Annotated in this window: 16 protein-coding genes and 1 pseudogene; 7 read left to right on the forward strand and 10 right to left on the reverse strand. The window is 31.1% G+C overall.

The features are described 5' to 3' along the window. The first annotated feature begins 652 nt into the window (after positions 1 to 652). Positions 653 to 2,137, forward strand: coding sequence for a thiol-activated cytolysin family protein (locus tag AQ1689_RS10515; protein ID WP_159459640.1), 1,485 nt, complete (start codon positions 653 to 655; stop codon positions 2,135 to 2,137). Positions 2,138 to 2,245: 108 nt separating this feature from the next. Here the strand turns inward: AQ1689_RS10515 and AQ1689_RS10520 are convergent, their stop codons facing one another. The 5 genes and pseudogenes from AQ1689_RS10520 to argS (AQ1689_RS13410) form a co-directional block, all read right to left on the reverse strand. Beyond that, the gene (locus tag AQ1689_RS10520; protein ID WP_101914467.1) at positions 2,246 to 2,428 is read right to left on the reverse strand and encodes a hypothetical protein; all 183 of its coding nucleotides are present in this window, start codon (positions 2,426 to 2,428) and stop codon (positions 2,246 to 2,248) included. A 21-nt stretch (positions 2,429 to 2,449) separates the two neighbouring features. Next, on the reverse strand, positions 2,450 to 8,134 hold the full coding sequence (locus AQ1689_RS10525) for a M43 family zinc metalloprotease (RefSeq protein ID WP_101956055.1): 5,685 nt from the start codon (positions 8,132 to 8,134) through the stop codon (positions 2,450 to 2,452). 430 nt (positions 8,135 to 8,564) lie between these two features. After that, entirely contained in the window at positions 8,565 to 9,953 is a 1,389-nt protein-coding gene (gene lpdA, locus AQ1689_RS10530; RefSeq protein WP_101956056.1) for a dihydrolipoyl dehydrogenase, read from the reverse strand. A 306-nt stretch (positions 9,954 to 10,259) separates the two neighbouring features. After that, on the reverse strand, positions 10,260 to 11,630 hold the full coding sequence (gene argS / locus AQ1689_RS13405; RefSeq protein WP_317047043.1) for an arginine--tRNA ligase: 1,371 nt from the start codon (positions 11,628 to 11,630) through the stop codon (positions 10,260 to 10,262). An 87-nt stretch (positions 11,631 to 11,717) separates the two neighbouring features. Then, positions 11,718 to 12,419, reverse strand: a pseudogene (argS, locus tag AQ1689_RS13410) (arginine--tRNA ligase domain-containing protein); the annotation flags it as partial. Between the two features lie 230 nt (positions 12,420 to 12,649). On the opposite strand from argS (AQ1689_RS13410), the gene AQ1689_RS10540 reads away from it, so the two are divergent. Together AQ1689_RS10540 and AQ1689_RS10545 are read left to right on the forward strand one after the other, a co-directional pair. After that, positions 12,650 to 13,177 (forward strand): YkgJ family cysteine cluster protein, encoded by a 528-nt coding sequence (locus tag AQ1689_RS10540; RefSeq protein WP_101914471.1) that lies wholly within the window; start codon positions 12,650 to 12,652, stop codon positions 13,175 to 13,177. 189 nt (positions 13,178 to 13,366) lie between these two features. Further along, positions 13,367 to 14,206: a thioredoxin family protein gene (locus AQ1689_RS10545; RefSeq protein ID WP_058885365.1), complete on the forward strand. Its 840-nt coding sequence runs from the start codon at positions 13,367 to 13,369 to the stop codon at positions 14,204 to 14,206. Between the two features lie 15 nt (positions 14,207 to 14,221). Here AQ1689_RS10545 and AQ1689_RS10550 read toward each other — a convergent pair whose 3' ends face one another. Next, a complete protein-coding gene (locus AQ1689_RS10550; RefSeq protein ID WP_101956058.1) occupies positions 14,222 to 14,806 on the reverse strand; it encodes an adenylosuccinate lyase in 585 nt (194 codons plus the stop codon). A 64-nt stretch (positions 14,807 to 14,870) separates the two neighbouring features. Between AQ1689_RS10550 and AQ1689_RS10555 the strand changes: the two genes are divergently transcribed. From AQ1689_RS10555 to AQ1689_RS10570, 4 genes are all read left to right on the forward strand, one after another. Further along, positions 14,871 to 15,563, forward strand: coding sequence for a toxin-antitoxin system YwqK family antitoxin (locus AQ1689_RS10555; RefSeq protein ID WP_058885363.1), 693 nt, complete (start codon positions 14,871 to 14,873; stop codon positions 15,561 to 15,563). A 101-nt stretch (positions 15,564 to 15,664) separates the two neighbouring features. Beyond that, on the forward strand, positions 15,665 to 16,852 hold the full coding sequence (gene mnmA, locus AQ1689_RS10560) for a tRNA 2-thiouridine(34) synthase MnmA (protein WP_101956059.1): 1,188 nt from the start codon (positions 15,665 to 15,667) through the stop codon (positions 16,850 to 16,852). A 151-nt stretch (positions 16,853 to 17,003) separates the two neighbouring features. Further along, positions 17,004 to 17,813, forward strand: a complete 810-nt coding sequence (locus AQ1689_RS10565; RefSeq protein ID WP_145993762.1) for a toxin-antitoxin system YwqK family antitoxin — start codon at positions 17,004 to 17,006, stop codon at positions 17,811 to 17,813. Next, a complete protein-coding gene (locus AQ1689_RS10570; protein ID WP_101956061.1) occupies positions 17,814 to 18,755 on the forward strand; it encodes an NAD(P)H-dependent flavin oxidoreductase in 942 nt (313 codons plus the stop codon). A gap of 228 nt (positions 18,756 to 18,983) precedes the next feature. Here the strand turns inward: AQ1689_RS10570 and ribB are convergent, their stop codons facing one another. The 4 genes from ribB to AQ1689_RS10590 are packed head-to-tail and all read right to left on the reverse strand — an operon-like array spanning position 18,984 to position 25,282. Continuing rightward, complete coding sequence (ribB, locus tag AQ1689_RS10575; protein WP_101956062.1) at positions 18,984 to 20,126, reverse strand: 3,4-dihydroxy-2-butanone-4-phosphate synthase; 1,143 nt, start codon at positions 20,124 to 20,126, stop codon at positions 18,984 to 18,986. 2 nt (positions 20,127 to 20,128) lie between these two features. Further along, the gene (locus tag AQ1689_RS10580; RefSeq protein ID WP_198913844.1) at positions 20,129 to 21,640 is read right to left on the reverse strand and encodes an LptF/LptG family permease; all 1,512 of its coding nucleotides are present in this window, start codon (positions 21,638 to 21,640) and stop codon (positions 20,129 to 20,131) included. Positions 21,641 to 21,663: 23 nt separating this feature from the next. Continuing rightward, the gene (locus AQ1689_RS10585; RefSeq protein WP_101914514.1) at positions 21,664 to 22,317 is read right to left on the reverse strand and encodes a LolA family protein; all 654 of its coding nucleotides are present in this window, start codon (positions 22,315 to 22,317) and stop codon (positions 21,664 to 21,666) included. Between the two features lie 37 nt (positions 22,318 to 22,354). Continuing rightward, on the reverse strand, positions 22,355 to 25,282 hold the full coding sequence (locus tag AQ1689_RS10590) for a DNA translocase FtsK (protein ID WP_101914479.1): 2,928 nt from the start codon (positions 25,280 to 25,282) through the stop codon (positions 22,355 to 22,357). Positions 25,283 to 25,309 lie beyond the last annotated feature (27 nt).

Here is a 25,309-nt window from a genome sequence, read left to right on the forward strand (position 1 = left end):
TTTAATGACTAAAAGGAATTAAAATAGTATCGAGAATTTGAATTGTTTTCTTTTGATACTAAAAAAGTTCTCGATACAATTTTTTGAAGGAAAAAAATCACTCGAACTGACAGTTGTAATTTTTAGATTTTTTTTACCATAGTTCTCTTTTTGATGGGATGCTGAACTAAATTCAGTATGATGTTTCTTTTAAAAAAATCACTCGAATTGATAGGGTAGAGATTGGTGGAATTATAGTTGATGTATCGATTTATGAAAATTAACACAAATGCCTAGCCCCGATTGAAGCTTTGTTTGAGCTCTTTTTTGTTTTTTTTAAACAAAAAAAGCGAGTGCGGAAAGCGGGAAATTGCTTCAAAAAAATAGTACTGTGAATTCTAAATTAAACAATGTTATTTTAATCAGTATTAATGGTGTTTTGCTGGTTAAAAGTAATTTTTTTAATGAAAAAGTTGTTTTTTAATGTGAGTAAATACTTTTCAAGTAGTCTTAATAAGATTTATAGATGATCTTTTTGAATGTAACTACCTGTATGTTAGCTTTTAGGTAATATAGTATTTGTGTTTATGAGCTGTGTTTAATATTTATATGATTTAAACCTTGCAATTACTTATAAAATGTATATTTGGTGAAAAACATAATTATGTATAAAATGACTAAAATAGTATTACCTTTTGTAATGGCTTTTCTATTTTTGGCTTGTAGCGAAAATGAAACAATGCCTGTATTTGATAAGGTTGAATTAAATGAGTATTTAAATACTTTACCTTCTGTTTTGCAGATAGCGCCTTTTGAGGAGCGAAAAATAATTCAAAAAAATGCGCGTAGAGATCAGTATACTTTAGAGGAGTATGAGGTTGCAGTGGGTTTTGATGAACAGTTTTTATTTAATCCTAGTAGTGAAATTTTTTATCCCGGGTCATTGGTTGTAGCAAGTTCGGTTGTTCAGGGGTCTTATAAACCAATATCGGCACCAAGGGCTGCGATTGTTTTGTCTACTTCGTTAACTGGTGATAAAACATCAATTACTGTTGATTCTCCAAAATTATCGACTACAAGAGATGCTATTAGTACACTTTTAAAGGATCGAAATTTTGATATTCCTCCTGCTAATTTACGTTATACTACTGATGAAGTTTTTAGTAATAATCACTTGAAAATAGCGCTAGGTGGTAATTATGAAGGGTTTGGTACAAATGTATCAGGGAGTTTAGCCTTTAACTATGAGCAAGAAACAACGAAGGTTGTGGTTAAAATGATCCAAAAATTTTATACTATAGATGTTGATGTGCCTGATCAATCAGCTGCTTTTTTTAACGAAAGTTTTGATTTTAAAGAAAAAATAGTGAATCATAAGCCTTTATATGTGTCGTCTGTAACTTATGGTCGAGTGTTTTTAATGAGTATAGAGTCTACTATGAGTAAGGTGGAATTAGAGGCGGCTTTACAGGCTTCATTTTTAGGTGGATCAGTAGGAGTAAATGCTGAAACTGAGTTTGGTAAAATAGTAAAAACATCAACAATAAAGGCTACAATTGTAGGGGGTAGTGCTACGATTGCAGGACAGGAAATTGGTGATCTTAGTGCGGTAAAAGAGTTTATAGCTAGCGGTGCTTCGTATAGTAAAGAAAACCCTGGATTGCCTATTGCTTATAGGTTAAGGGAGTTAGGTAATAATGAGGTTTTTACTAATGTGTTGTATTCTAAATATACCAAAAGAGTAAGAGTTGATCAGATTTCTAATAAAAGTATTGATTTTGATATTAATTTAGATTGGTATGGTTTAAAAACCAAAGCTGGATCGGTATTGAAACCTGAAAGAATATTTATTAAAAGGGTAGATGTTGTAACGGGGAAATCGAATGAAAAAGAATTGTTTTTTGGTTCGGAATATAAAGTGAAAAGTAGGCTTGAGTTATTAACTAAAAAGGATAAGGTTTATGTTGTTTTTAGAGATTATAACAATAAAGATACGCATGTTTTTGCTTTGCCTGCAATGCTTGATTTAATTAAAAAAGGATTGCTAACAAGTAATGCGCATTTATATGCTTTAGATAAAAGTCCGTTAAAAACGGAGGAGTTATATCATAATTCATCAATATTAACGCTAGGGATTGAATCGTATAAAATTTATTAAAACGACTTCATGTTTTAAGTTAAATTTATAATTTTTTGATTTTAAAAAAAAATCTCCAAGAACAATTGTTCTTGGAGATTTTTAATTTAAAGTATTTTAATTGATTTATTAAAAACCACCAGTACCTGGAGCTTCAGGACCTGTAGGGCTTTGAGCTTGTGCTTTTTGAGGGCTTAAAATCATGTAGGTTCCAAGTGCTGTTAAAGCGGCGTACTTACCGTGTTTTCCGATTTTCTGTAAAGCTTCTTTACGGCTAATATTGGTGTCTTTTGATATATCTTGTTTTTTCATGTTGTTTTGTTTTTTAAATTTTTAGTTTAAAATAATTTTTTTGTTTACTTTCTTTAAATCGCTTGTTACAGTAACAATATAAACGCCTGCTGATACTTTAGGTAAGTTTATTATGCTTGTTCCGTTTGATTTAAAAGTTTTGCTTAAAATTTGTTTTCCTATTGCTGAATATATAACAATCGTATTGTTTTCTGATTGTAATCCTGTAATAGTTAACTGGTTTGTAGCTGATTGAGAAATTGAAATATCGCTTAATATTTGCGCTTCATTACTTGCTTTTTTCGAAGTTGTATGTATAAAGAACTGTCCTGAATTAGTCGTTTTCTTTAAGGTTACACTATAATCTTCTTTTGATAAGTTAATGAATTTATTGTTTTCTTTATCTTCTAAAAATACACTAGTATTTGCTGGTAAATTAAAAGATTCGGCAGAAAAAACAATAGTTTGGTTTGCGTTTGCTTTAATTCCTACAGGAACAATTGTTGTAGCTAAATCATTAATTGGTAACGATTGAACCGCATAATCTGTAGTGTTTTGCTTGTTTACCAATTTTGTAAACACACTAAAATTACTTTTTGATCCTTTAAAAACACTTCCATCAAAACCATTATCAAAACCAGTAGTTGCACCGTTTAAGTAATAGATTTTTGCTGTTTTAGCAGTTCCTTTACTTGAAGTTGCTGTAATGTTTATTTGTGTTTTGGTATTCGCTTGTCTTTGAAAAATCCCCGCAGTATGTGATTGATTATTTTTATCAAAAGTTACATTGGTATTTGCATTAGCACTTACAAAGAAACCTTGTGTTGGTGCAATTTGAAAAGTATTATCAATACCTGCTAGTTTTAAATCATAATCATTAGTTGCTTGATTCCATAACCAAATTGTAGCTTCTTTTACAACGGTATTTAAAGGATTCGTATTGAAAAATTCGCCTAAATTAATGTAAGCAGCATACGGATTTCCAACTAAGTTATAGTTATTTACTCCTGTTGTTACAGCAGTTGTTACAGTTTGATAATTTGCATTACCTGTAAATTTAATAGCATCAACAGTTTTTAATTTAACAGAATATCCTTTTCCTGAAACAATACTTCCTGTTGCAGCTGTTGTTTGATAATTCCAAGCTGTTCCGTCATTTTTGTAAGGAGCTAAACCGATATTTTTAGCTGTTCCTGAAGCAAAATTATTATTTACAATAATGTTTGTTAAAGTTTCATTACTTAATGGTGAACTTACTAAATACCAGTTATCAGTTGTTAAGTTCCTGTTATAAGTAATATTAGCGGTTAATTTGCTATTTGTAATTAATGTAGCTCCTGATTCAATCGTAATTTTATTTACAGTAACTTCTTGTGTTAATGTAGGGAAATTACTCGCATTTGCAGGGATAATAACATCATCAGCACTTGTAGGAACAGTATTTGTTACCCAGTTGTTTGCATTATTCCAATCAGTATCTGTTGCTCCTGACCATGTAATAGTAGTAGGTAAAGTTGTTGCACCTGCTAAAATTGCTCCTTTTGGTTTGGTGTAAAAAGCATATTCTGTAATAGAATATTGAGTACCATCTGCTAGAACAGTAACTTTAAACCAACCATATACGGTAGAACCTTGGTATAATGATTCAAAACCAATATATCCTGTTTTCCCTTTCCATGCAGTATAAGAAGGTGTATAAACATCTCCTTGACTTTGTGTAGGCATAAAGTTATTTTTTTCAGAAATTAATTCTCCAGCGTTGATAAGTGTAATATTATTAGTACCACCATTTAAGATTAAATTTCTAGAATGAGTTTCTAATTTTAAATCACTTCCAGATTTCCAAGCACCGTATGCCTGATTATCAGTATCTAAATCATAAAGCATAAAAGGACCCCAAGGAGTGCCACTTGTTAAAGTTCCTGTAATAATTTGATAAGGGTCAGAGAAATTAAAGTCAAGGGTGTTTACTTTATTATTGACATCAGCATAACCATTATTAAAGGCAGTACTGTTAAAAGTAATTTCATAATTCGCAGAAGCATCATTTCCATGATTACTTAACGTTGCTGTAATTGTTAAACGTACTTCTTTTTCGTTTAAATAGGTAACTTCAACATCGTAATCATTAGCTATTGTTGTTGTAAAATCGGTTCCTTTTACAAATTGTTTATCTGTGAAATTAGCTACACCTCCAATACGAATTGTTGAAGTGAAATTAATAATTCCTGTGTTATCTTCGTTTTCAGAAACAGTTTTAGAACTAAATTCTAAATCAGAATTATCACCTCTAAATACTAATTGTCCTGCTTCGATATCTCCATTTGGTTCTGTAGAAAAAGCGTATTCATAAACAGTAAATGTTTTTCCATCGGCAGAAACACTTGCTTTTATCCATCCGTGAATGGTTTCACTATCATGATCGGTTGTAAAACCAATATATCCAATTTTACCATCCCAATCGGTATAAGTTTCATGTCGCATATCTAACTGCCCAGGATACGCCTGAGGAGCTGTAAAATTACTAGCAGTAGATATTAAGGTATTTGCTGGTAATAATGCAATATTTCTTGTTCCTGTATTGGTAACTAATTTTTTGTCATAAGTTTCAAACTTTAAATACTCTTTTTGAGTGTCTTTATCTGTATGCGCCCAAACACCATAAAAATGAGAACCGTCAATTGCTGTTAAATTGTAATTAAACCAATTATTAGCCTTGTTTGCTGATAAGTCAGCATTATCTACAAAAATAATTTCGTAAGGGTCTCTGTATTTAAGAGCAATGCTATTTTCTTTGTTTTGAACTTTATCAAATCCAGTAGTAAAGGCACTGCTATTAAAAGAAATATCGAAACTAGTTGTTTCACTTTTATCATGATTTATAGTCGTTCCTGTAATAGTTATTTGTGCTTCTTTAGCATTTACATAACTAACTGCTACGGTAAAATCACTTGGAAAAGTACTTGTAAAATCAGTTCCTTTTACAAAGGTTTTATTAGCGAAATTTGCAACGCCATCAACAGTAATAGTAGTTGAAAAATTAAACTCTCCTGCGTTATCAGTAGTTTCTCTAGTTTCTTTAGATGCAAAAAGTAATTCAGAGGCATCTAAATCAAATAATTTCTGCCCTGCTTTAATATCTCCTTTAGGTTCGGTAGAAAAAGCATATTCATATACCGTTAAAGTTTCACCATTTGCAGAAACACTAGCTTTCATCCATCCGTGGATAATTTCACCGTTATGTTCAGCTTCAAATCCAAGATATCCAGTTTTACTATCCCAATCGGTATAAGCATCATAGCTCATATCTAATTGACCTGGATATGCAGCGGGAGCAGTAAAATTACTTGCAGTAGAAATTAATTCGTTTTTAGCTAAAAGAGTTATATCTCTTGTTCCTGTATTGGTCACTAATTTTTTTCCGTAGGTTTCTAATTTTAATTTACCTGCTTCAAAAAGCCAAACACCATAATCATTAGATCCATTTATTTTGGTTAAATTCAAATTATCCCAACCAGCTCCTGTGGTCGCTGTAATATCTGCAATATCATCATAAATAATTTCATAAGGATCTCTAAAGACAACATCAAAAGTATTGGTTTTATTTACTACACTGTCAAATCCAGTTGTAAAGGCACCACTATTTAAACTAATATTGTAATTAGAATTATCAGCTATAGCATGGTTTGTAGTTGTTCCTGTAACGGTTACTTGAAGTTCATCTTTACTGATATAATTAAAGGCAACTGTAAAATCACTTGGAAAAGTTGTTGTAAAATCAGTTCCTTTTACAAATGTTTTATTTGAAAATTCTGCAGTTCCAGAAAGTGTAATTTTAGTTGAATAATTAAATGCTCCTGTATTATCCGTTGCTTCTTTAATTTCTTTAGATACAAAAAGTAATTCAGATGCCGAGGTATCAAATAAAGTCTGCCCTGCTAAAATATCACCACTAGGCTGGGTAGAAAAAGCGTATTCATAAACAGTTAAGGTTTCACCATCGGGAGAAACACTTGCTTTCATCCATCCGTGGATAGTTTCACCATTATGATCTGCTTCAAATCCGATATATCCAGTTTTTCTGTCCCAAGCAGTATAAGTATCATAACTCATATCTAATTGACCAGGATAAGCTTCAGGAGCGGTAAAATTACTTACCGTAGAAATTAATGTATTTTTGGTTAAAAGTGTAATGTCTCTTGTTCCTGTATTGGTAACTAATTTTTTACCATAGGTTTCTAATTTTAAATGCCCTGGTTTATATGCCCAAGTACCATAGGTATTACCACCATTTATTTTGGTTAAATTTAAATTATCCCAAGAAACAGCTGTGCTTGCAGAAATATCTGTAATATCATGATAAATAATTTCATAAGGGCTATAAAATTTAAAGTCTAAACCGATAGAAGTACAGCTTAAGGTTTGCCCTGGACTAAACGCACTAGTATCAAAAGATAAGTTTACTGTTTCATTATTGGTTTCTAGGTGATTTGTTGCAATACCTGATATTGTTAGAGTCGCTGTTGTTGTAGAGGTAATTGCTACTGTAGAAGATAATCCTTGAGGTAAAGCAATACTATATTGATTACCTTGAGTTAAGTTACCACTTGAAGCATTAAAAGTAGCATTATCAAGAGTTACCGTTATTTCTTGGTTAAAGCTACCATCGTTTACTACTAATTCTTTAACTGTATTATTATTTAAAGCAATGGCACCGCCAGTATTATTAACACCGGTATCAATTAAATTTTGATCTTGCCATAAAGTTTTACGAGCAGGATGTTGTAAAGCCGCTAACATACGATCTGTTTGTCCTTTGGTAAACATTCTGTAACAACCATCGGCGGCACCGTTATATCCCATGTAATTTTCATAGTTGATAAATTCTCCATTACAGTTTTTAGTAGGAGAACAATTAGCACCAACCACATCTTTATCTTCGGCAGGTGTATCATCTACTTCATCATTAGTAGCAGTACAACCTCCTTGAAATGTATGTATAAGGTTAAAGAAGTGACCAAATTCATGGGTAAATACAGAAGCAAATTCTTTTCCTGTATTTCCATGTAAATAGGCACCGTTATATACAACTCTTGCGGTATTTGCATCCGACATTGAACTCGTAGGATACCAAGCAACACCAGATTGACTAGTATCACCATCGGCATATAATTCTGCCTGAAGATAGATGTTCATATATTTATAATTGTCCCAAGCATCGGCAGCAATTTGAGCATCATAACCACCACCATTACCGTAACCTGATTTTTCATCGTAAAAAACAACACCACTAGTACAGTTTCCGTTCGGGTCTAATTTTGCTAATTTAAATTCGATATCTAAGCTACTTTTTATAGGGTCAAATAACGGGTCAACACCATCAAAATCATCATTTAAACCTTGAAAATCAAGATTAAGTTTTTCGATTGCTTTTTGAATTTTTTCAACAGTAACTGTAGCTCCATTTTGATTTTCGCCATATACATGAAAAACTACAGGAATAGTGTAGGTTCTAGCACGTTGCGATTTTTGATTTCTTGCTAATTGTTTGGTGGTTTTGTTAAATTCAAGGTATTCCTTTCTTGCTTTAGGATGTTTTTTGAATATCAATTCATTTTGAATACTCGCCTTACAAGCATGTTTATTGTGTTCCGATTTTTGTGCAAAAATTTTGGACTGTAAAAAAGTAACCAAAATTAGCAACAACAGTGTAATTTTATTCTTCATTTTGATGTTTTAGAACTACTTTAAAAGTAGTTTAAAGTTAATTTAATGTTAATTTGCGGGTAATATAAGTTTTATTGTTTGATTAGCACTGTTTTAGCTTAAATATTGATAATATTGTATATGTTTGTGAATATTTACTCCTTTTGCTGAGGATATTTAAGTGTGTTTTACTTTTGAATATAGAATCTATAATCATAGTTTTTTTAAACAGATTTACTTTTTACTTTAGAGTATTACGAAACTAATACATGTTTATTGTGTAATATGATTTTTTTTAGGCTTTTTTTGTTTTAAATATGTATAAAAGAGATGATTGCCTTATAAAATACATAAAAAAAACCTCGTCAAATTTGACGAGGTTTTATTGTATATAAAATAATTTTAAGTTGAATTTCCGAAAAAATAACCCCTTAAATTAATATTGAAAATTCTATAAATGAATCACTTCATCATAAGCATCAGCAACAGCTTCCATAACTGCTTCACTCATAGTTGGGTGAGGGTGAATTGTTTTTAAAACTTCATGACCAGTAGTTTCTAATTTTCTACCTAAAACAGCTTCAGCAATCATATCGGTAACACCTGCACCAATCATATGGCAACCTAACCATTCTCCGTATTTTGCATCAAAAATTACTTTTACAAAACCATCTGTAGTTCCAGCAGCAGTTGCTTTTCCAGAGGCAGAGAAAGGAAATTTACCAACTTTTAAATCGTAACCAGCTTCTTTTGCTTGCTTTTCTGTCATTCCAACAGAAGCAATTTCAGGAGTAGCATACGTACAACCAGGAATATTTCCATAGTCGATAGCTTCAGTATGTAAACCAGCTAATTTTTCAACTAAAGTAATTCCTTCAGCAGAAGCAACGTGTGCTAAAGCTGGTCCAGGAGTTACATCACCAATAGCGAAATAACCAGGAATATTTGTTTGATAAAAATCGTTTACTAAAATTTTATCGCTATCAGTAATAATTCCAACATCTTCTAAACCGATGTTTTCGATATTTGTTTTAATTCCAACTGCCGATAATAAAATATCTGCTTCTAAAACAACTTCACCTTTTTTCGTTTTAACGGTAGCTTTTACGCCATCGCCAGAAGTATCAACAGTTTCAACAGATGAACTTGTCATTACTTTAATACCCGATTTTTTGAAAGAACGCTCCATTTGTTTCGATACATCAATATCTTCAACAGGCACAATGTTTGGCATAAATTCAACAACAGTAACATCCGTTCCCATTGAATTATAAAAATGTGCAAACTCAACACCAATAGCACCCGAACCTACAACAATCATAGATTTTGGTTGACTAGGTAAGCTCATTGCCTGACGATAACCAATTACTTTTTTACCATCTTGAGGTAAATTTGGTAAAACTCTAGAACGTGCTCCAGTAGCGATAATAATATTATCAGCAGAATATTCAGTTACAGAACCATCTTTAGCGGTAACATCAACTTTTTTACCAGTTTTAATTTTACCAAAACCGTCAATAATGTCAATGTTGTTTTTCTTCATTAAAAAAGAAACACCTTTGCTCATTCCTTCGGCAACACCACGACTACGTTTAATAACTGCTTCAAAATCTTTATCGATTGCTTCCGCTTTTAAACCATATTGGTCAACATGTTTTAAATAATCATAAACCTGAGCAGATTTTAACAATGCTTTTGTAGGAATACACCCCCAGTTTAAGCAAATTCCACCTAAACTTTCTTTTTCAATTACTCCAACTTTAAAGCCTAATTGCGATGCTCTAATAGCAGTTACATATCCTCCAGGACCACTTCCGATTATTAATACGTCGTATTTCATGTTGTTAATTTTTTACTTATTGTTTGTTTATTTTATATGTTTTTTTCACTTCGAGTGATTTTATTTTCAAAATCATATCGAGAATTTGGGCGTTCGGGCGGGCTTTCACTACTCGCTTTTTTTAGTTTTGTTCTCGATATAAATTTGCTAAAAAAGCAAATTCACTCGAACTGACAACTAAAAAAGAGCTCAAATATGCCGTTCAATCCCTAACGCGAATTTTCGTTTTTTCAACCCTATTTATTTTTAATTTTTTGAGTTTTAGTTCTTTTATCAAAAAATAAATAGGGCAGAAGCAACATTTTATTACATTTTTTCAGGAACTTGAATACCTAACAAAGCAAATGCAGATTTAATAGTATCGGCAACTTTTTTAGATAATTGAACTCTGAATATTTTTTTATCTTGATTTTCTTCTCCTAAAATATGTACATTCTGATAAAAAGAATTGAATTCTTTTACCAATTCGTAAGTATAATTAGCAATTACGGCAGGCGAATAATTATTAGCCGCTTGCTGAATTACTTCAGGATATAATTCTAATTGTTTAATTAATTCTTTTTCTTTTGCGTGTAATTCAATCGAAACAGCATTTGAATAATCAAAAGTTGCTTTTCTTAAAATAGATTGAATTCTAGCATATGTATATTGAATAAAAGGTCCTGTATTTCCTTGAAAATCTACAGAAGCTTTCGGATCGAATAAAATTCTCTTTTTAGGATCAACTTTTAAGATAAAATATTTTAAAGCTCCTAAACCAATAACGCTATATAATTCTTCTTTTTCTTGGTCAGAATAACCTTCTAATTTTCCTAATTCTTGCGAAATAGTACGAGCCGTATCTGTCATTTCGTCCATTAAATCATCGGCATCAACAACAGTTCCCTCACGAGATTTCATTTTTCCAGAAGGTAAATCTACCATTCCGTAACTTAAATGATGTAATTGTTCTGCCCAAGAATATCCTAATTTCTTTAAAATTAAGAACAATACTTTAAAGTGATAATCTTGTTCGTTACCAACTGTATAAACCATTCCGCCAACATCGGGCATATCTTTTGCACGTTGAATAGCAGTTCCAATATCTTGAGTCATATAAACTGATGTTCCGTCTGAACGTAAAACCAGTTTTTCATCTAAACCATCTTCCGATAAATCACACCAAACAGAGCCGTCTTCTTTTTTATAAAAAACACCACTTTCTAAACCTTGGTCAACCGTATCTTTTCCTAATAAATAGGTATTACTTTCGTAATATAATGTATCAAAATCAACACCGATACTTTTATAAGTAACATCAAATCCTTTGTAAACCCAAGAATTCATTTCTTTCCAAAGTGTTACAACTTGCTCATCACCAGCTTCCCATTTACGAAGCATTTCTTGTGCTTGATATAATAATTTAGATTGCTCTCTTTCCTTAATAAATAATTCTTGTTGAATTTGATATTTATTTTTTTTAAGAAATTTGTTTTCTTTAAGAAATTTATTTTCTAATTCTTTAAATTTATACTTTTTGTTTTCAATTACGCTTTCGAAAATTTCAACTTTTTTGTCAAAAGAATTTGCTGCAAAAACCAAAGATAAACCAGTTACAATATCTGCAATGTTTTTATTTGATTGTTCATTTCCTTTTTTCTTTGTGTAAAAATAGGTTGCTAATGCAGCTCCTCCCAAAGCAAACCAAATATTTTTATTAGGAGAGTAAGACGTTTCTGTTTTTTTATTTATAATTTGATTAAAATCACCTATTCCTTGTATTTTATTATTGTTATTTTCTAAAGCAGTTGAATAATATTTAGCTCTTTTTTTAAGGTTATTTAATTCTTCTGTATTTTTTAGCTCTTTCTTATATTCTTGGTCAAATTTTACGTAGTAGTTTCCTACTAATTTATCGCCTTTTAAACCGGTGTTTTCTGGAGTTTCTCCGTTTCCGAACTTTTCCCAAGCCAACATAGACTTACAAATATGAATTCCACGGTCGTTAATAATTTGAGTTTTATATACTTTTTTACCCGATGCTTTTAAAATTTCAGCCACCGAATATCCTAATAAAACATTACGAACATGCCCTAAATGTAAAGGTTTATTGGTGTTAGGCGATGAATATTCCACCATACGAGAAGAATCATCTGCCGAAGGCGAAATAAATCCGTAAGAAGTATTTGTTGCTATTTGATTGAAAAAATTAGTGTAAAAAGTATCGTCAATAACCAGGTTTAAAAACCCCTTTACCACATTATAATTGGTAATTTCGGTAACGTTTTCAACCAGATATTTCCCTAAATCCTCGCCAATTTGAACAGGATTTCCTTTTTTGTATCTTAAAAGAGGAAAAACCACTACAGTGATATCTCCTTCAAAATCTTTACGGGTTGCTTGAAATTCGACACTCGGAATTTCGATATTATATAAGGTTGAAAATCCTTCTTTTACTTTTGCTTCAATTAAGGTTTGTACGCTCATTAGTTGTTGAAAATTGAACAACAAAATTACATAATTTATTTGGATGATATTTAAAGTGATTCTAACAATTTTCAGGATGTTTTAGCGGGTTAATAATTAAGTAAATTACGGTGCTTTGTTTCTCGAATTTAGTGAAGTTTAAAGAAATACCTCCAAGAGTATTACAGTGGTTTGTTTATTTGCGTAATATTTAAACTCATTCTAATAGTTTATATGACTATTTTTGCAGCATGGATAGAGATTTAGAGAACTTAGAGAAGTTAGCAAAAGACGTAGAGAAGGAAAATAAAAAATATTTTTTAACCATAAAAAAACGAGTACCTAAAAACTTTGATGTTGTAGCGCAAGATTTACACGACAAAGAGTTTGCAAAAACTGATTGTTTAGACTGTGGTAACTGTTGTAAAACGACCAGCCCTATTTTTACAGATAAAGATACTGAGCGTATTGCTAAGCATTTAAAAATGAAAGTGCGTAATTTTGAAGAGCAATATTTAGAGCGTGATCAAGATGATTTTATGGTACTAAAAACAGCGCCATGTTCATTTTTAGACGAAAGTGATAATTCTTGTTTTATTTATGATGTTCGCCCAAAAGCGTGTTCAGAATACCCACATACAAACCGCAAGAAATTTATTCAAATTTCAGATTTAACCATTGCAAACACCGCTATTTGCCCTGCAACATACAGAATTGTTGAAGAGTTAAAAAAACGTTTGCCAGTGCGCTCTAACGAAAAAATTAAAAGATTAGGGTAGTGTTTTAATATCATATTCCTTTAAAAAATTCCGCTTTACTATTATTTAATAGTAAAGCGGAATTTATTTTTTACAATATTTTTACACTAATTTTTTAGGGATTTTAAAACAGTATTTTAAAAATGAAGCCTATTTTTAAATGATATTTATGTATTTTTGAGTTTAAAAATAGCTTAAATAAAAGACTTTATGAAAAAAATCATTTTAACATTTGTATTATTAATTTCAATATCACAACATGCCAAGGCAACAACTTGGATGACTTCTTTTGAAGATGCTAAAAAATTATCAATAGCAACAAATAAGTTAATATTGATTGATTTTTGGGCTACTTGGTGTTATCCTTGTCAAAAAATGGAAGCTGATACTTGGCGTACTCCAGAGGTTGAAAGCTTACTAAGCGCTTACATTCCTTTAAAAATAGATATTGATGTTTTTAGAAAAATTTCAAATAAATATTCGGCAAATAGAATTCCTTATGTTTTAATTGTTGATGCTTATGGTGAGGTTGTTTTCAATGAAACAGGCTATAAAACCAAAGAACAGATGTTAAAAGTTTTAAAAAAATACACTATTAATACTAAGGTATTTCAAAATGATTTTGCCTCTTTTTATAAAAAACAAACTCCAGAGATTGCCCTATCTTTAGGTGAAAAGTATTTAGATGCTTCTATTTATTTAAAGGGAAAAATTAAATATGATTTTTTAAAATTAGGAGGGATTTATTTTAAAAAAATAAAGAAACTGACCTCTAAAAAAGAATATAAACAAAAATATTCGCAAAAAGTTAATTTATTAGCAGGTGCATACAAGTTACTAATTAAAGGTAAAAATGAAAAAGCGTTAAAATACTTAGATAAAAACTTTAAAGAAGTTGAAATTTTACCTGAAAATAAAGTATTGTTTGATTTTATAGGTTTTGCAGCTTATAATAAGTTAAAGGATAAAGAAAATGCTAAAATTTGGTATGAAAAATTAAAGACCGATAAAAATTATAAAACTTATCTTTCTAAATCAAGAAAAATATAGTGAAAAAACGAGGTTTTATAGCCTCGTTTTTTTTTGTTCCATCAATTTTAAAATATGCTTTGCTCGCGCTTTACAGGCTTTGCTTTTGTGAATTATTTTTGTGGTAATTAAGTGTTTTAATTCGAAATGTACCCAGTTTTTTTCTAATCCGAAGAAAAATAAAAAAGTCATACTATAAGCATATACCGCTATTTTTTGATCGGTAAGCAACCAATCGAAACCTGTTTCAATAATTGCATCAATATGTTTTGCTGTAACTGTGTTTTTTGTTTTATTTTGAGTTGTTGAGGTATATTCTATCGCTAAATTTTCACATATTTTAGCACAAGGTCTAATAGCGCTATCAAAATGTAGGCTTGAAATTTTTTCTGTAAAAACACCTATATAAGGCAATATATAATTAATGCTGTGCTGTGTACAAATCCACTCTAAAACCCATGCCGCTTTAATAGATTGCTTATTATTTACATCAAAAGTTAAATAAACTAGCTGTTTTATTAATTTTGGATGTGCCAACACACTATTAGCAGTGTTATTTCTGTTTATTTTAGTAGGGGTTTTCATATCATCTAAAACAGAAATTAAAAAATCAAGATTCATATTGGTACGGTTTGTGTATTTTTGAATTCAATAAATTATTTAATCAATAAAAAAAGAAGTATCAATGTTAAATATAAAAAGGATATTTTCAATAACAGTTTTATTATCCGTTTTTTTTATGACTTCTATAGAAGCTCAGGAATTAAATAAAATAGACGCGAACGGAAACAGAATTGGCGCTTGGAAAAAACTATACTCCAACGGAAAAGTAAGGTACACAGGGCAGTTTGAAAATGGCAAAGAAGTAGGTGTTTTTAAGTTTTATTCAATTACATCATCAGGATCACCAATAAGTACAAAAACCTATGTAAACGGTACGGCTACTGTAAAATTTTACACTGAATTTGGCAAGTTAAAAAGCCAAGGTAAAATGATTGGTAAAAAGCGTGTTGGAAAATGGGTGTATTATTTTTCAAATGGAAAACCTGTTTCTCAAGAAAATTATAAAGATGGAAAACTAGACGGAATTTTTAAGAATTATTATCCGAACGGAAATCTGACACAAGAATTACACTATTTAAAAGGAAAGAAAAATGGTGTATCTAAAACCTTTACCGATTCGGCTATTTTAATTGAAGAAACTCTTTATGTAAACGGAAAATTAGAAGGAAAAGCCACTTATTACGATTTAAAAGGCGGTATTAAAGAAGAAGGAATGTATAAAAATGGTAAAAGAGTAGGGAAGTGGGAATTTTATATGGATGGCGAAAAAGTGAATAAGAAAAAGAAAATGAAAGTGTCTGATTTTAAAAAATAATAGCCCATAATTAGGTATCAATTTAATTGATGTTGCTATTAAAAATATCCATTATAAAAACAGAAACTTATTCGTAAATTTGTAGCTTACAAAAGTAAAAAATGAAAAGAGTAGTAGTAGGACTTTCGGGAGGTGTAGATAGTAGTGTAACCGCTTATTTGTTAAAAGAGCAAGGATATGAAGTTATCGGCTTGTTTATGAAAAATTGGCATGATGATTCGGTTACGATTTCAGACGATTGCCCGTGGTTAGAAGACAGTAACGACGCAATGTTGGTTGCCGAGAAATTAGGAATTCCTTTTCAAACCGTCGATTTAAGCGACCAATACAAAGAACGTATTGTTGATTATATGTTTAATGAATACGAAAAAGGACGCACGCCAAACCCTGATATTTTATGTAATCGAGAAATTAAATTTGATGTTTTTATGGACATCGCTTTAAGTTTAGGAGCCGATTACGTAGCAACAGGGCATTATTGCCGAAAAGCAGAAGAAGTAATTGATGGCGAAGCAGTTTATAAATTATTAGCAGGAAAAGATGCCAATAAAGACCAATCTTATTTTTTATGTCAATTATCTCAAAAACAGCTTGCAAAAGCAATGTTTCCAATTGGCGAATTAACAAAACCAGAGGTAAGAGAAATTGCTAAAAAAGCCGATTTAATTACTGCCGATAAAAAAGATTCTCAAGGATTGTGTTTTATTGGTAAAGTTCGTTTACCTGATTTTTTACAGCAAAAATTACAGCCAAAAGAAGGGGTAATTGTGCAAATTCCAACAAGTTTTGAGCAGTATAATCGTGAAATTCCACAGTTTGAAAATAAAGAAGCTGAATTAGCATATTTCGCAACAAAATTTTCTTACAAAAAAGAAAGTGGAAAAACTGTAGGAAAGCATCAAGGAGCGCATTATTTTACCAAAGGACAGCGTAAAGGTTTAAATGTTGGTGGAACTAAAGAAGCGTTGTATGTTATTGAAACGGATGTAAATGAAAACATAATTTATACAGGTGAAGGAAAAACGCATCAAGGTTTATATAGAAATGTATTGTTTGTTTCGAATGAAGAATTACATGCTGTTCGTGAAGATTTAGCTTTAAAATCGGGTGAAACTATGGAAGTGGAAGCAAGAATCCGCTACCGTCAGAAATTAGAAAAAGCAATATTACATAAAGTTGATAGCGGTTTATATGTTGAATTTGAAAACAAACAATCGGCAATTCAAGAAGGGCAGTTTGTAGCTTGGTATATTAACGAAGAATTAGTAGGTTCGGGAGTAATTTCTTAGAACTTGTTTGTTTAAAGAGTCCGTCAAGCTGAATTTATTTCAGCTTCGCATTCTAATTTTCCAGATTTTTTAACGCTGTATTTATATTATTTATAAAAAAATGCGATTTTTAATTATTAAAAGCTATGAACGAATAAAAATTAAAAAGAAAATGAAAATAAAAATTGCACTAATAGTAATACTAATGTTTTTTTCAAGGAATCTTTTTGCCCAAAAAGATTCCATTGTTAATTTTTTTGATAAGAAAGGAATAATTACTAAAAATAAAGAAAAGGCACGCTCTTTTCAGATTATCACTAAAAAAGAAGATTCCTTGTGGCTGGTAAGAAATTTTAGAAAAAGTGGAACACTATATAATTATTCGTATAGTATATCTAAAGAAAATAAAGTAAAAAGAGGCAAGTCAGTTTTTTTCAATAAATACGGAAAAAAAACAGGTGAATTATTTTATGACCAAAAAGGGAATAAACAAGGTAAAAGCCAAAGATGGTTTGATAATGATAGTTTAAATATTACAGGTTTTTATCTAGCGGGTAAAAGAGAAGGTATTTGGAAAGCTTATCATTATAATGGAAAACTAGCGGCAAGAGTTGTTTTTAAAAATGATAGTGTTTTAAAAACAACATATTACAATAATAATAATAACACTGAGCTTGTTGCTAATAAAGAGGCGTTAAAACATATAAAACCTATTTTTAAGGGCGGAAATAAAAAGTATATCAAAAATTTAAAAAGGTTAACTAAAAAGATAACTTTTAAAGTTAAAGGAAAAATAATTGTTAATTATATCATTGATGTTAACGGAACTATTAAAGATGTTACTATCGATGAAAAAATGCCTGAAAAACTTAAAAAAGAAATTATTGTCTTTTTTGAAAACTTAAAAGGTTGGGAGCCTGCCGTGCATTTAAATAGAAAAATTCCATATAATTTTTCTCAGCCATTAAATTTTAACAATTAAATGCAAAATAAAATAACATCACTTTTTAATATAAAATATCCGATTATTCAAGGCGGAATGGTTTGGGTTTCTGGTTGGAAATTGGCATCCGCAGTTTCTAATGCTGGCGGATTGGGCTTAATTGGCGCAGGGTCGATGTATCCTGAGGTTTTGCGTGAGCATATTCAAAAATGCAAAAAAGCAACCGATAAACCTTTCGGTGTAAATGTGCCGATGTTGTATCCTGATATTCAAAAAATCATGGATATTATCATCGAAGAAGGTGTTAAAATTGTTTTTACATCCGCAGGAAATCCAAAAACTTATACAGCCTTTTTAAAAGAAAAAGGAATTACCGTAGTACACGTAGTAAGTTCTGTGAAATTTGCCTTAAAAGCCGAAGCGGCAGGCGTAGATGCTGTTGTTTGTGAGGGTTTTGAAGCAGGTGGACATAACGGACGAGAAGAAACTACCACGCTTACTTTAATTCCGATGGTTAAAGAAAAAGTGGAAATTCCTGTAATTTCGGCAGGCGGAATTTCATCAGGAAAAGCGATGTTAGCAACCATGATTTTAGGAGCAGATGGCGTTCAAATAGGAAGTCGTTTTGCGGCAACTTTAGAATCGTCAGCGCATGCTAATTTTAAGCAAACTATAATTGACGTTAAAGATGGCGACACACATTTAACCTTAAAAGAATTAGCCCCTGTTCGTTTGATAAAAAATAAGTTTTATAATGATGTGCAAGATTTGTATAAACAAAATCCTACTGTTGAAGAAATCAAGGAATTATTAGGAAGAGCAAGAGCAAAGAAAGGAATGTTTGAAGGCGATTTAAACGAAGGAGAACTTGAAATTGGTCAAGTTGCAGGATTAATTCATCAGATAAAATCAGCAAAAGAAGTTTTAGAAGAAATTGTTACAGAATTTGAACAGATTAAAGATAGTTTAAAGTTTTTATAATTTTTTTTGAAGCAATTTCCCGCTTTCCGCACTCGCTTTTTTTATTTTTTTAGAAAAAAAAATAAAAAAGAGCTCAAACAAAGCTTCAATCGGGGCTAGGGATTTGAGTTTTATTTTAACTTTTTTGTAAGTTATTTAATTTTTAAACAGACTTTAAAACATAAAAAGGAAGCTGTTTAAAGCTTCCTTTTTTATCTTATAAAATAATAAGTTTATAAAAATATATATCTAATAATTTACATAATCTACAATTTCTAAACCATAACCAATCATACCAACACGTTTGGTTTGTTGGCTGTTAGAAACTAAACGTAATTTACTAATATGTAAGTCGTGTAATATTTGTGCTCCAATACCAAAATCTTTGTTATCCATGCTAACCTTTGGGGCTTTCATTTCTCCATTGGCTTGGTTTTCTTTTAAACCACGTAAACGGTTTAATAAATTTAATGCCTGGTTTTGTTGATTGATAAAAAGAATAGCTCCTTTACCTTGATCATTCATTACCTTAAACATTTTATCTAGTTTTTTATCAGCATTACTAGTTAATCTTCCAAGAATATCATTATTAATTAAGGTCGAATTTATTCTTGTTAAAACAGGATCTTTTTTAGTCCAAGTTCCTTTTGTTAAGGCAATATGAAGTTGATTATTGGTCGTTTGCTCGTAAGCTCTTAAGCGAAATTCACCAAAACGAGTTTGAATATTAAAATCTTCCTTCTTTTCAATTAAAGAATCATGCTCCATTCTATAAGCAACTAAATCTTCAATAGAAACAATTTTTAAATCGAATTTTTTAGCTACTTTTAAAAGTTGAGGTAAACGTGCCATTGTACCATCATCATTCATTATTTCAACAATAACTCCTGCGGGTTGTAAGCCTGCTAAACGCGCAAAATCAATAGCTGCTTCGGTATGCCCGGTTCTTCTTAATACACCACCGTTTTTTGCTCTTAAAGGAAAAATATGCCCAGGACGTGCAAGGTCGGCAGGTTTTGTATCAGCATCAATTAAAGCTTTTATAGTAATAGCTCTATCGGAAGCAGAAATACCAGTGGTAACTCCTTTACCTCGTAAATCTACCGAAACAGTAAAGCCTGTTTCCATAGGGTCGGTATTGTTGTTAACCATCATGTTTAACTCTAATTCTTTACAACGATCTTCGGTAAGTGGCGTACAAATTAAGCCTCTTCCGTGAGTTGCCATAAAATTAATCATTTCGGGAGTTACTTTATCAGCAGCAGCTAAAAAATCACCTTCATTTTCACGGTCTTCATCATCTACTACAATGATAACTTTTCCGTCTTTGATGTCGTTTATAGCTTCTTCAATAGTATTTAACTGAACTTTAGCGGAGGTTTGTGTTGTCATTTTTATGTGGTTTTCTCTTTTTTCGAGAATAGGTTTTTAAATAAGTTACTAACTGGTGAAATAAAACTTTTAAAATCAAATAAGCCTTTATCTTTAGTGGCTCTAATTGTTAATATGATAGCCAAAGGTAGCATTAATAATATACTTAACCAAGAGCCTGTTAGGGCTGTTATAGAACTTTCTTCAGCAAGGTTTCGCCCAAAGGTATTCGTGAAAAAATAAAGGACGTATATGGCAATAGCTAAAATCATGGGTAAGCCCATTCCTCCTTTTCGAATAATAGAGCCTAGCGGAGCACCGATAAAAAATAATAATAAACAAGAAAGTGAAAAAGCAACTCTATTGTAAAATTCAATATCATACAAGTTTAAGTATTTTCTTTTTCGCTTTAAGGTTTCTTTGTTTGAATTGTTATTGTTTATACTGCGATCAATTTTAGAACTAGCGGTATTTAATATATTTTCTTTTTCAACAAGATTAAAGTTATCTAAGGTGTTTTTTGATAGCTTTTTATTAACTAATGAATCAGGGTAGGTATGTAAATCTTCTACTTTGATTCCTGAAAATAAATTTTTAGCCCTACTATTAATAAAGGCATCATAATTGTTTTTAAGAGTAGGAATAGTGTCTTTTAGTTGCGACAGGCTAAGCATGTTGTACTGCGTTTTATAGCGCTCTTCCTCTAGGTTATCGCCACTTAAAGATGAAATATCAATGTTAATGGTGTATTGGTCAAAATTGGCGTATGAAGCAGGCATTTTTTGACGCTCTTTAAGCGGAGACCCATTTCTTATATGATGTTCAAAATAATAACCGTTTTCTAAAATTAAGGTCATGTATCTACTTCCATCTTCAGAAATTATTTTCCCTTTTTTAGCCGTTATAATTTTGTTATTCCCTTTTTTAGCAGATAAATCATAAATCATCACTTCTTCTAAAAGGTTGTCTTTTTCTCCGTATTTTTTTTTGAATTTAATTTGAAAATTTGGCAATTCAGTATTAAAACTACCAGCAACTAAAGCAATTGAAGGTTGTTTCTTTTTAATGTTAACGCGCATATTTAATTGCTTTAACATAGCATACGGATATACATTGTTTAAAAAAACAAAGTTTAAAGCACTTAAAAACAAGGTTAAAAATACTAAAGAACGCACCATTCTGGGCAAGGAAATACCTGCTGATTTTGCAGCGGCAAACTCATAATTTTCAGACAAAGTACCTAAGGTCATTATCGAAGAAAGTAAGACCCCAATAGGCAATGCCTGTGGGGTAACAAGTAGGGTGGTGTACCAAAGGAATTTTAAAATAATCCCAATACTAATTCCTTTACCTGCAAAATTTTCAAAAGCAAGCCATAAAACTTGCATTACCAATACAAAAAGTATGATTAAAAATGTAGCGAAGAAAGGCTTTAAGAAGCTTTTTAAAATGTATTTGTCTAATGTTTTCACAAAAGCAAAGATAATGGTTAGGTGTATAAAATAATAAGTTTTGTTAATGATTTTTAAAGGCATTAACAAAACTTTATTTTATTGGGTTAATCGATGAAGTATCCTTGTTTTAAGTATTTATCTTTATTAAAGGAAAATAAATTTTTTGAAATTGGCTGATTACTTTTAAATTTGGTAATCGTAAAGGTTGTTTCAGCTCCGTTTGAGCCTATTTGAACTAATTTATAAATATGTTTTGTTTTGGCATCAATTCCTAGTTGAACCTTTACAATGTCAGAATTACTATCAATAGGAGTTAAAGTTACATACTGTACTTTACGCCCGTTATTGTTTTTTAATTTTCCCATTGAAAAAGTATAGCCTTCTTTGTAAAAAGTTAATAATTTAGAAGGATAAATAAAACCATCTTCTTCTTCTAAATCATTATCAGAAACAGTTATTTCTTTTTCATCTTGGTTGATAACAACAAGTTTTTTATTATCAAAAATAAAGGTGTTTCCTAAATAATTTAAGTTGTATTTTTCACCAGAAAGTGTAATTTCTCCTCGTATAGGTGGGTCATTAGTGATGCCAGCTTCTTTATTTATTAAAGAGGAATTAAAACCAATAACCATATTGTGGTAAGCGCCCATTTTTGTAGAAACGTCGTTTAATAAGGTTTTTGCTTGGTTAGCAGTGTTTTGACCTACGGTATGTAAACTAATACATAATCCGATAGCTAATAATATTATTTTTCTCATGTTTTGTTTTTTCCTCTGTTTTCCAGAATAGTTACACTTATTTTTTTTCGTTTTCCAATAATTGTTCAAGTGCTATAAAATCAGGAACTAAAACCATTCTAGCCTTACTTCCTTCAAAAGGACCTACAATACCAGCGGCTTCTAATTGATCAATAATTCTACCGGCTCTGTTGTAGCCTAATTTTAATTTACGTTGCAATAAGGATGCTGAACCCTGTTGTGCGGTAATGATTACTTCAGCTGCATTTTTAAACAATTTATCTCTGTCTGCAATGTCAACATCAACATTTGTGCCACTTTCTTCACCAACATATTCTGGTAATAAATAAGCACTTGGGTATGCCCGCTGCGAGCCTATAAAATCAGTTATTCTTTCTACCTCTGGTGTATCAACAAAAGCACATTGAACACGAATTAATTCATTTCCTCCTGAATAAAGCATATCTCCACGACCAATTAATTGATCGGCTCCTGGTGCGTCTAAAATAGTTCTGGAATCAATTTTTGAAGTTACTCTAAAAGCAATTCTAGCCGGGAAATTCGCTTTAATAATACCGGTAATTACGTTTACAGATGGACGTTGTGTGGCTACAATTAAATGAATTCCGATGGCACGTGCTAATTGTGCTAAACGAGCAATTGGTGTTTCAACCTCTTTACCTGCTGTCATAATTAAATCGGCAAATTCATCAATTACTAACACGATATATGGTAAAAATTTATGCCCATTTTCAGGGTTTAATTTTCGAGCTTTAAACTTAACATTATACTCTTTAATGTTACGAACCATGGCGTTTTTAAGCAAGTCGTAACGAGCGTCCATTTCCATACAAAGTGAATTTAAAGTATGTACAACTTTGGTGGTATCGGTAATAATAGCTTCTTCGGAATCAGGTAATTTCGCTAAATAATGACGTTCAATTTTATTAAATAAAGTTAATTCGACTTTCTTCGGGTCAACCAAAACAAATTTTACTTCCGCAGGATGTTTTTTGTATAAAAGCGATGTTAAAACAGCATTTAATCCTACTGACTTTCCTTGCCCAGTTGCACCTGCCATTAATAAGTGAGGCATTTTAGCTAAATCAACAACTAAAGTTTCGTTTGCAATCGTTTTTCCTAAAGCAATTGGAAGTTCCATTTCGCTATCTTGAAACTTCTGAGAAGCAATAGCAGAATGCATAGAAACAATGGTCGATTTTTGATTAGGAACCTCAATACCAATTGTTCCTTTTCCCGGAATTGGCGCAATAATACGAATTCCTAAGGCAGACAGCGATAAAGCAATATCATCTTCTAAATTTTTAATTTTTGAAATTCTAACTCCAGCATTTGGTACAATTTCATATAAGGTAATGGTAGGACCAACGGTTGCTTTAATGTCTGAAATACCAATTTTATAGTTTTGAAGCGTGGTTACAATTCGTTTTTTATTGGCCTCTAATTCATCAGAATCAATAGAGATAACTTCATTGTATTGTTTTAATAAATCAAAGGTTGGGAATTTGAAATGCCCTAAATCAAGGGTAGGATCAAATTCACCAAAATCTTTTAATAAAGCATCCGATAGGTTTTGGGTAACACTTTTCTCTTCTACATGTTTTTCAACAGAAACCTCAATTTCTTCTGCGATCGGTTCTTCTATTTTTTCTTCGGAAGGCTTTTCAAGTATAAATTCTTTGATTATAGGTTTTTCAACAATAGGTTTTATAATTGCTGTATCTTCCTGTATTGGCGCTTCTTCTTTTACAGGTTCTTTAGTAATAATTGCTGCTATTTCAGGTTTTTCAATAACAGGTTCTTTTATAAGAATATCTTCTTGTATTGGCGCTTCTTCTTTTACAGGTTCTTTAGTAATAGTTGCTGCTATTTCAGGTTTTTCAACAACAGGTTCTTTTATAGGAATATCTTGCTGTATTGGCGCTTTTTCTTCTTCAATAATAGCTTGCTCAACAATGGGTTGTTTCTCTATTAAAGGTTCATTTTTTAATGTTTTATTTATAGATGATCGGTCTATTAAATGTTCGTTTATTAAAGCTTCTTTTATCGCTGCTTTATCAGTTAATTCGTCGCTTATAAGACTTTCATTAACAGGAAGGGTATCTAAAGAAATATGGTCTTCTTCCTGATAAATAATTTCGTTAGAAAATGTTGTATTAGGGTGTAGGTTTTCAATAGGTAACTCAAAAACAGGGTCAGGAGTTTCTTGTAGATCTTCAACAACTCTAGGTGTTTTATGTTGTGTATTATTATTTACAGGAGTTTCAGGGCGTTTTTGGGTATTTAAAATACGTTCTTTTTCGGCAGCTATTGCCGCCTCATTTATTTGGGCTTCTTTTATTTGTTCTTCTTTAAGCTGGTTTTCTTTGGCTATTTTTATTCTTTCATTAATTTTTTCTGGCGTAATTTTAAATCTAATAATAAGATATGCCACTAAGAAGAAAAGTAATAAAATAACGACTCCTGCTTTTCCTAAAAAGGCTTGAAAATAAGCATTCAATTCAAAGCCGATAATCCCTGGTAAAACAGCATTTTGAGCAGATGAAAAACCCAAGGCAACTGCAATCCATATCATCGATAATAATCCCCAATTCCAAGAAGTTATTATTTTTCTTAAATTAGTTTGTAATAAAATTCGAGCACCTGTTAAAAAAAGGGCTACAGGTATTACAAAACTACCCAAACCAAATCCTTTATAAACAAAAAAGTTACTTAGTTTAGCACCAATTTTACCTAGTAAATTTTGAGTAACAATAGCCCTATTTGAAAATTCAGATAAGGTGCTTTGATCTTCTTGCCAACAAAAGAAAAAAGAAATAAAAGCAACGGTTAAGAATATTGAAAAAAGGACTAAAAATGCACCTAAAATAGTTAGGTTGTGTTTTATTAAAAAAAAAGAAGCTAGCTTTATAAACGAATTATCTCTAGGTTGTTTCTTTAAATTTGGTGTTTTTCTTTTTGCCATGTATTGATGTTAGAAATAAATTGAACG

The sequence above is a fragment of the Tenacibaculum finnmarkense genome (assembly GCF_900239185.1).
GTDB classification, from domain to species: Bacteria; Bacteroidota; Bacteroidia; order Flavobacteriales; family Flavobacteriaceae; genus Polaribacter; species Polaribacter finnmarkensis.

What these genes read in the sequence shown, in the direction of transcription:
- AQ1689_RS10515 (WP_159459640.1), top strand. Translation starts at nt 653, where the DNA reads ATGACTAAAATAGTATTACCTTTTGTAATGGCTTTTCTATTTTTGGCT.
- AQ1689_RS10520 (WP_101914467.1), bottom strand. Translation starts at nt 2,428, where the DNA reads ATGAAAAAACAAGATATATCAAAAGACACCAATATTAGCCGTAAAGAA.
- AQ1689_RS10525 (WP_101956055.1), bottom strand. Translation starts at nt 8,134, where the DNA reads ATGAAGAATAAAATTACACTGTTGTTGCTAATTTTGGTTACTTTTTTA.
- lpdA (WP_101956056.1), bottom strand. Translation starts at nt 9,953, where the DNA reads ATGAAATACGACGTATTAATAATCGGAAGTGGTCCTGGAGGATATGTA.
- AQ1689_RS10540 (WP_101914471.1), top strand. Translation starts at nt 12,650, where the DNA reads ATGGATAGAGATTTAGAGAACTTAGAGAAGTTAGCAAAAGACGTAGAG.
- AQ1689_RS10545 (WP_058885365.1), top strand. Translation starts at nt 13,367, where the DNA reads ATGAAAAAAATCATTTTAACATTTGTATTATTAATTTCAATATCACAA.
- AQ1689_RS10550 (WP_101956058.1), bottom strand. Translation starts at nt 14,806, where the DNA reads ATGAATCTTGATTTTTTAATTTCTGTTTTAGATGATATGAAAACCCCT.
- AQ1689_RS10555 (WP_058885363.1), top strand. Translation starts at nt 14,871, where the DNA reads ATGTTAAATATAAAAAGGATATTTTCAATAACAGTTTTATTATCCGTT.
- mnmA (WP_101956059.1), top strand. Translation starts at nt 15,665, where the DNA reads ATGAAAAGAGTAGTAGTAGGACTTTCGGGAGGTGTAGATAGTAGTGTA.
- AQ1689_RS10565 (WP_145993762.1), top strand. Translation starts at nt 17,004, where the DNA reads ATGAAAATAAAAATTGCACTAATAGTAATACTAATGTTTTTTTCAAGG.
- AQ1689_RS10570 (WP_101956061.1), top strand. Translation starts at nt 17,814, where the DNA reads ATGCAAAATAAAATAACATCACTTTTTAATATAAAATATCCGATTATT.
- ribB (WP_101956062.1), bottom strand. Translation starts at nt 20,126, where the DNA reads ATGACAACACAAACCTCCGCTAAAGTTCAGTTAAATACTATTGAAGAA.
- AQ1689_RS10580 (WP_198913844.1), bottom strand. Translation starts at nt 21,640, where the DNA reads ATGCCTTTAAAAATCATTAACAAAACTTATTATTTTATACACCTAACC.
- AQ1689_RS10585 (WP_101914514.1), bottom strand. Translation starts at nt 22,317, where the DNA reads ATGAGAAAAATAATATTATTAGCTATCGGATTATGTATTAGTTTACAT.
- AQ1689_RS10590 (WP_101914479.1), bottom strand. Translation starts at nt 25,282, where the DNA reads ATGGCAAAAAGAAAAACACCAAATTTAAAGAAACAACCTAGAGATAAT.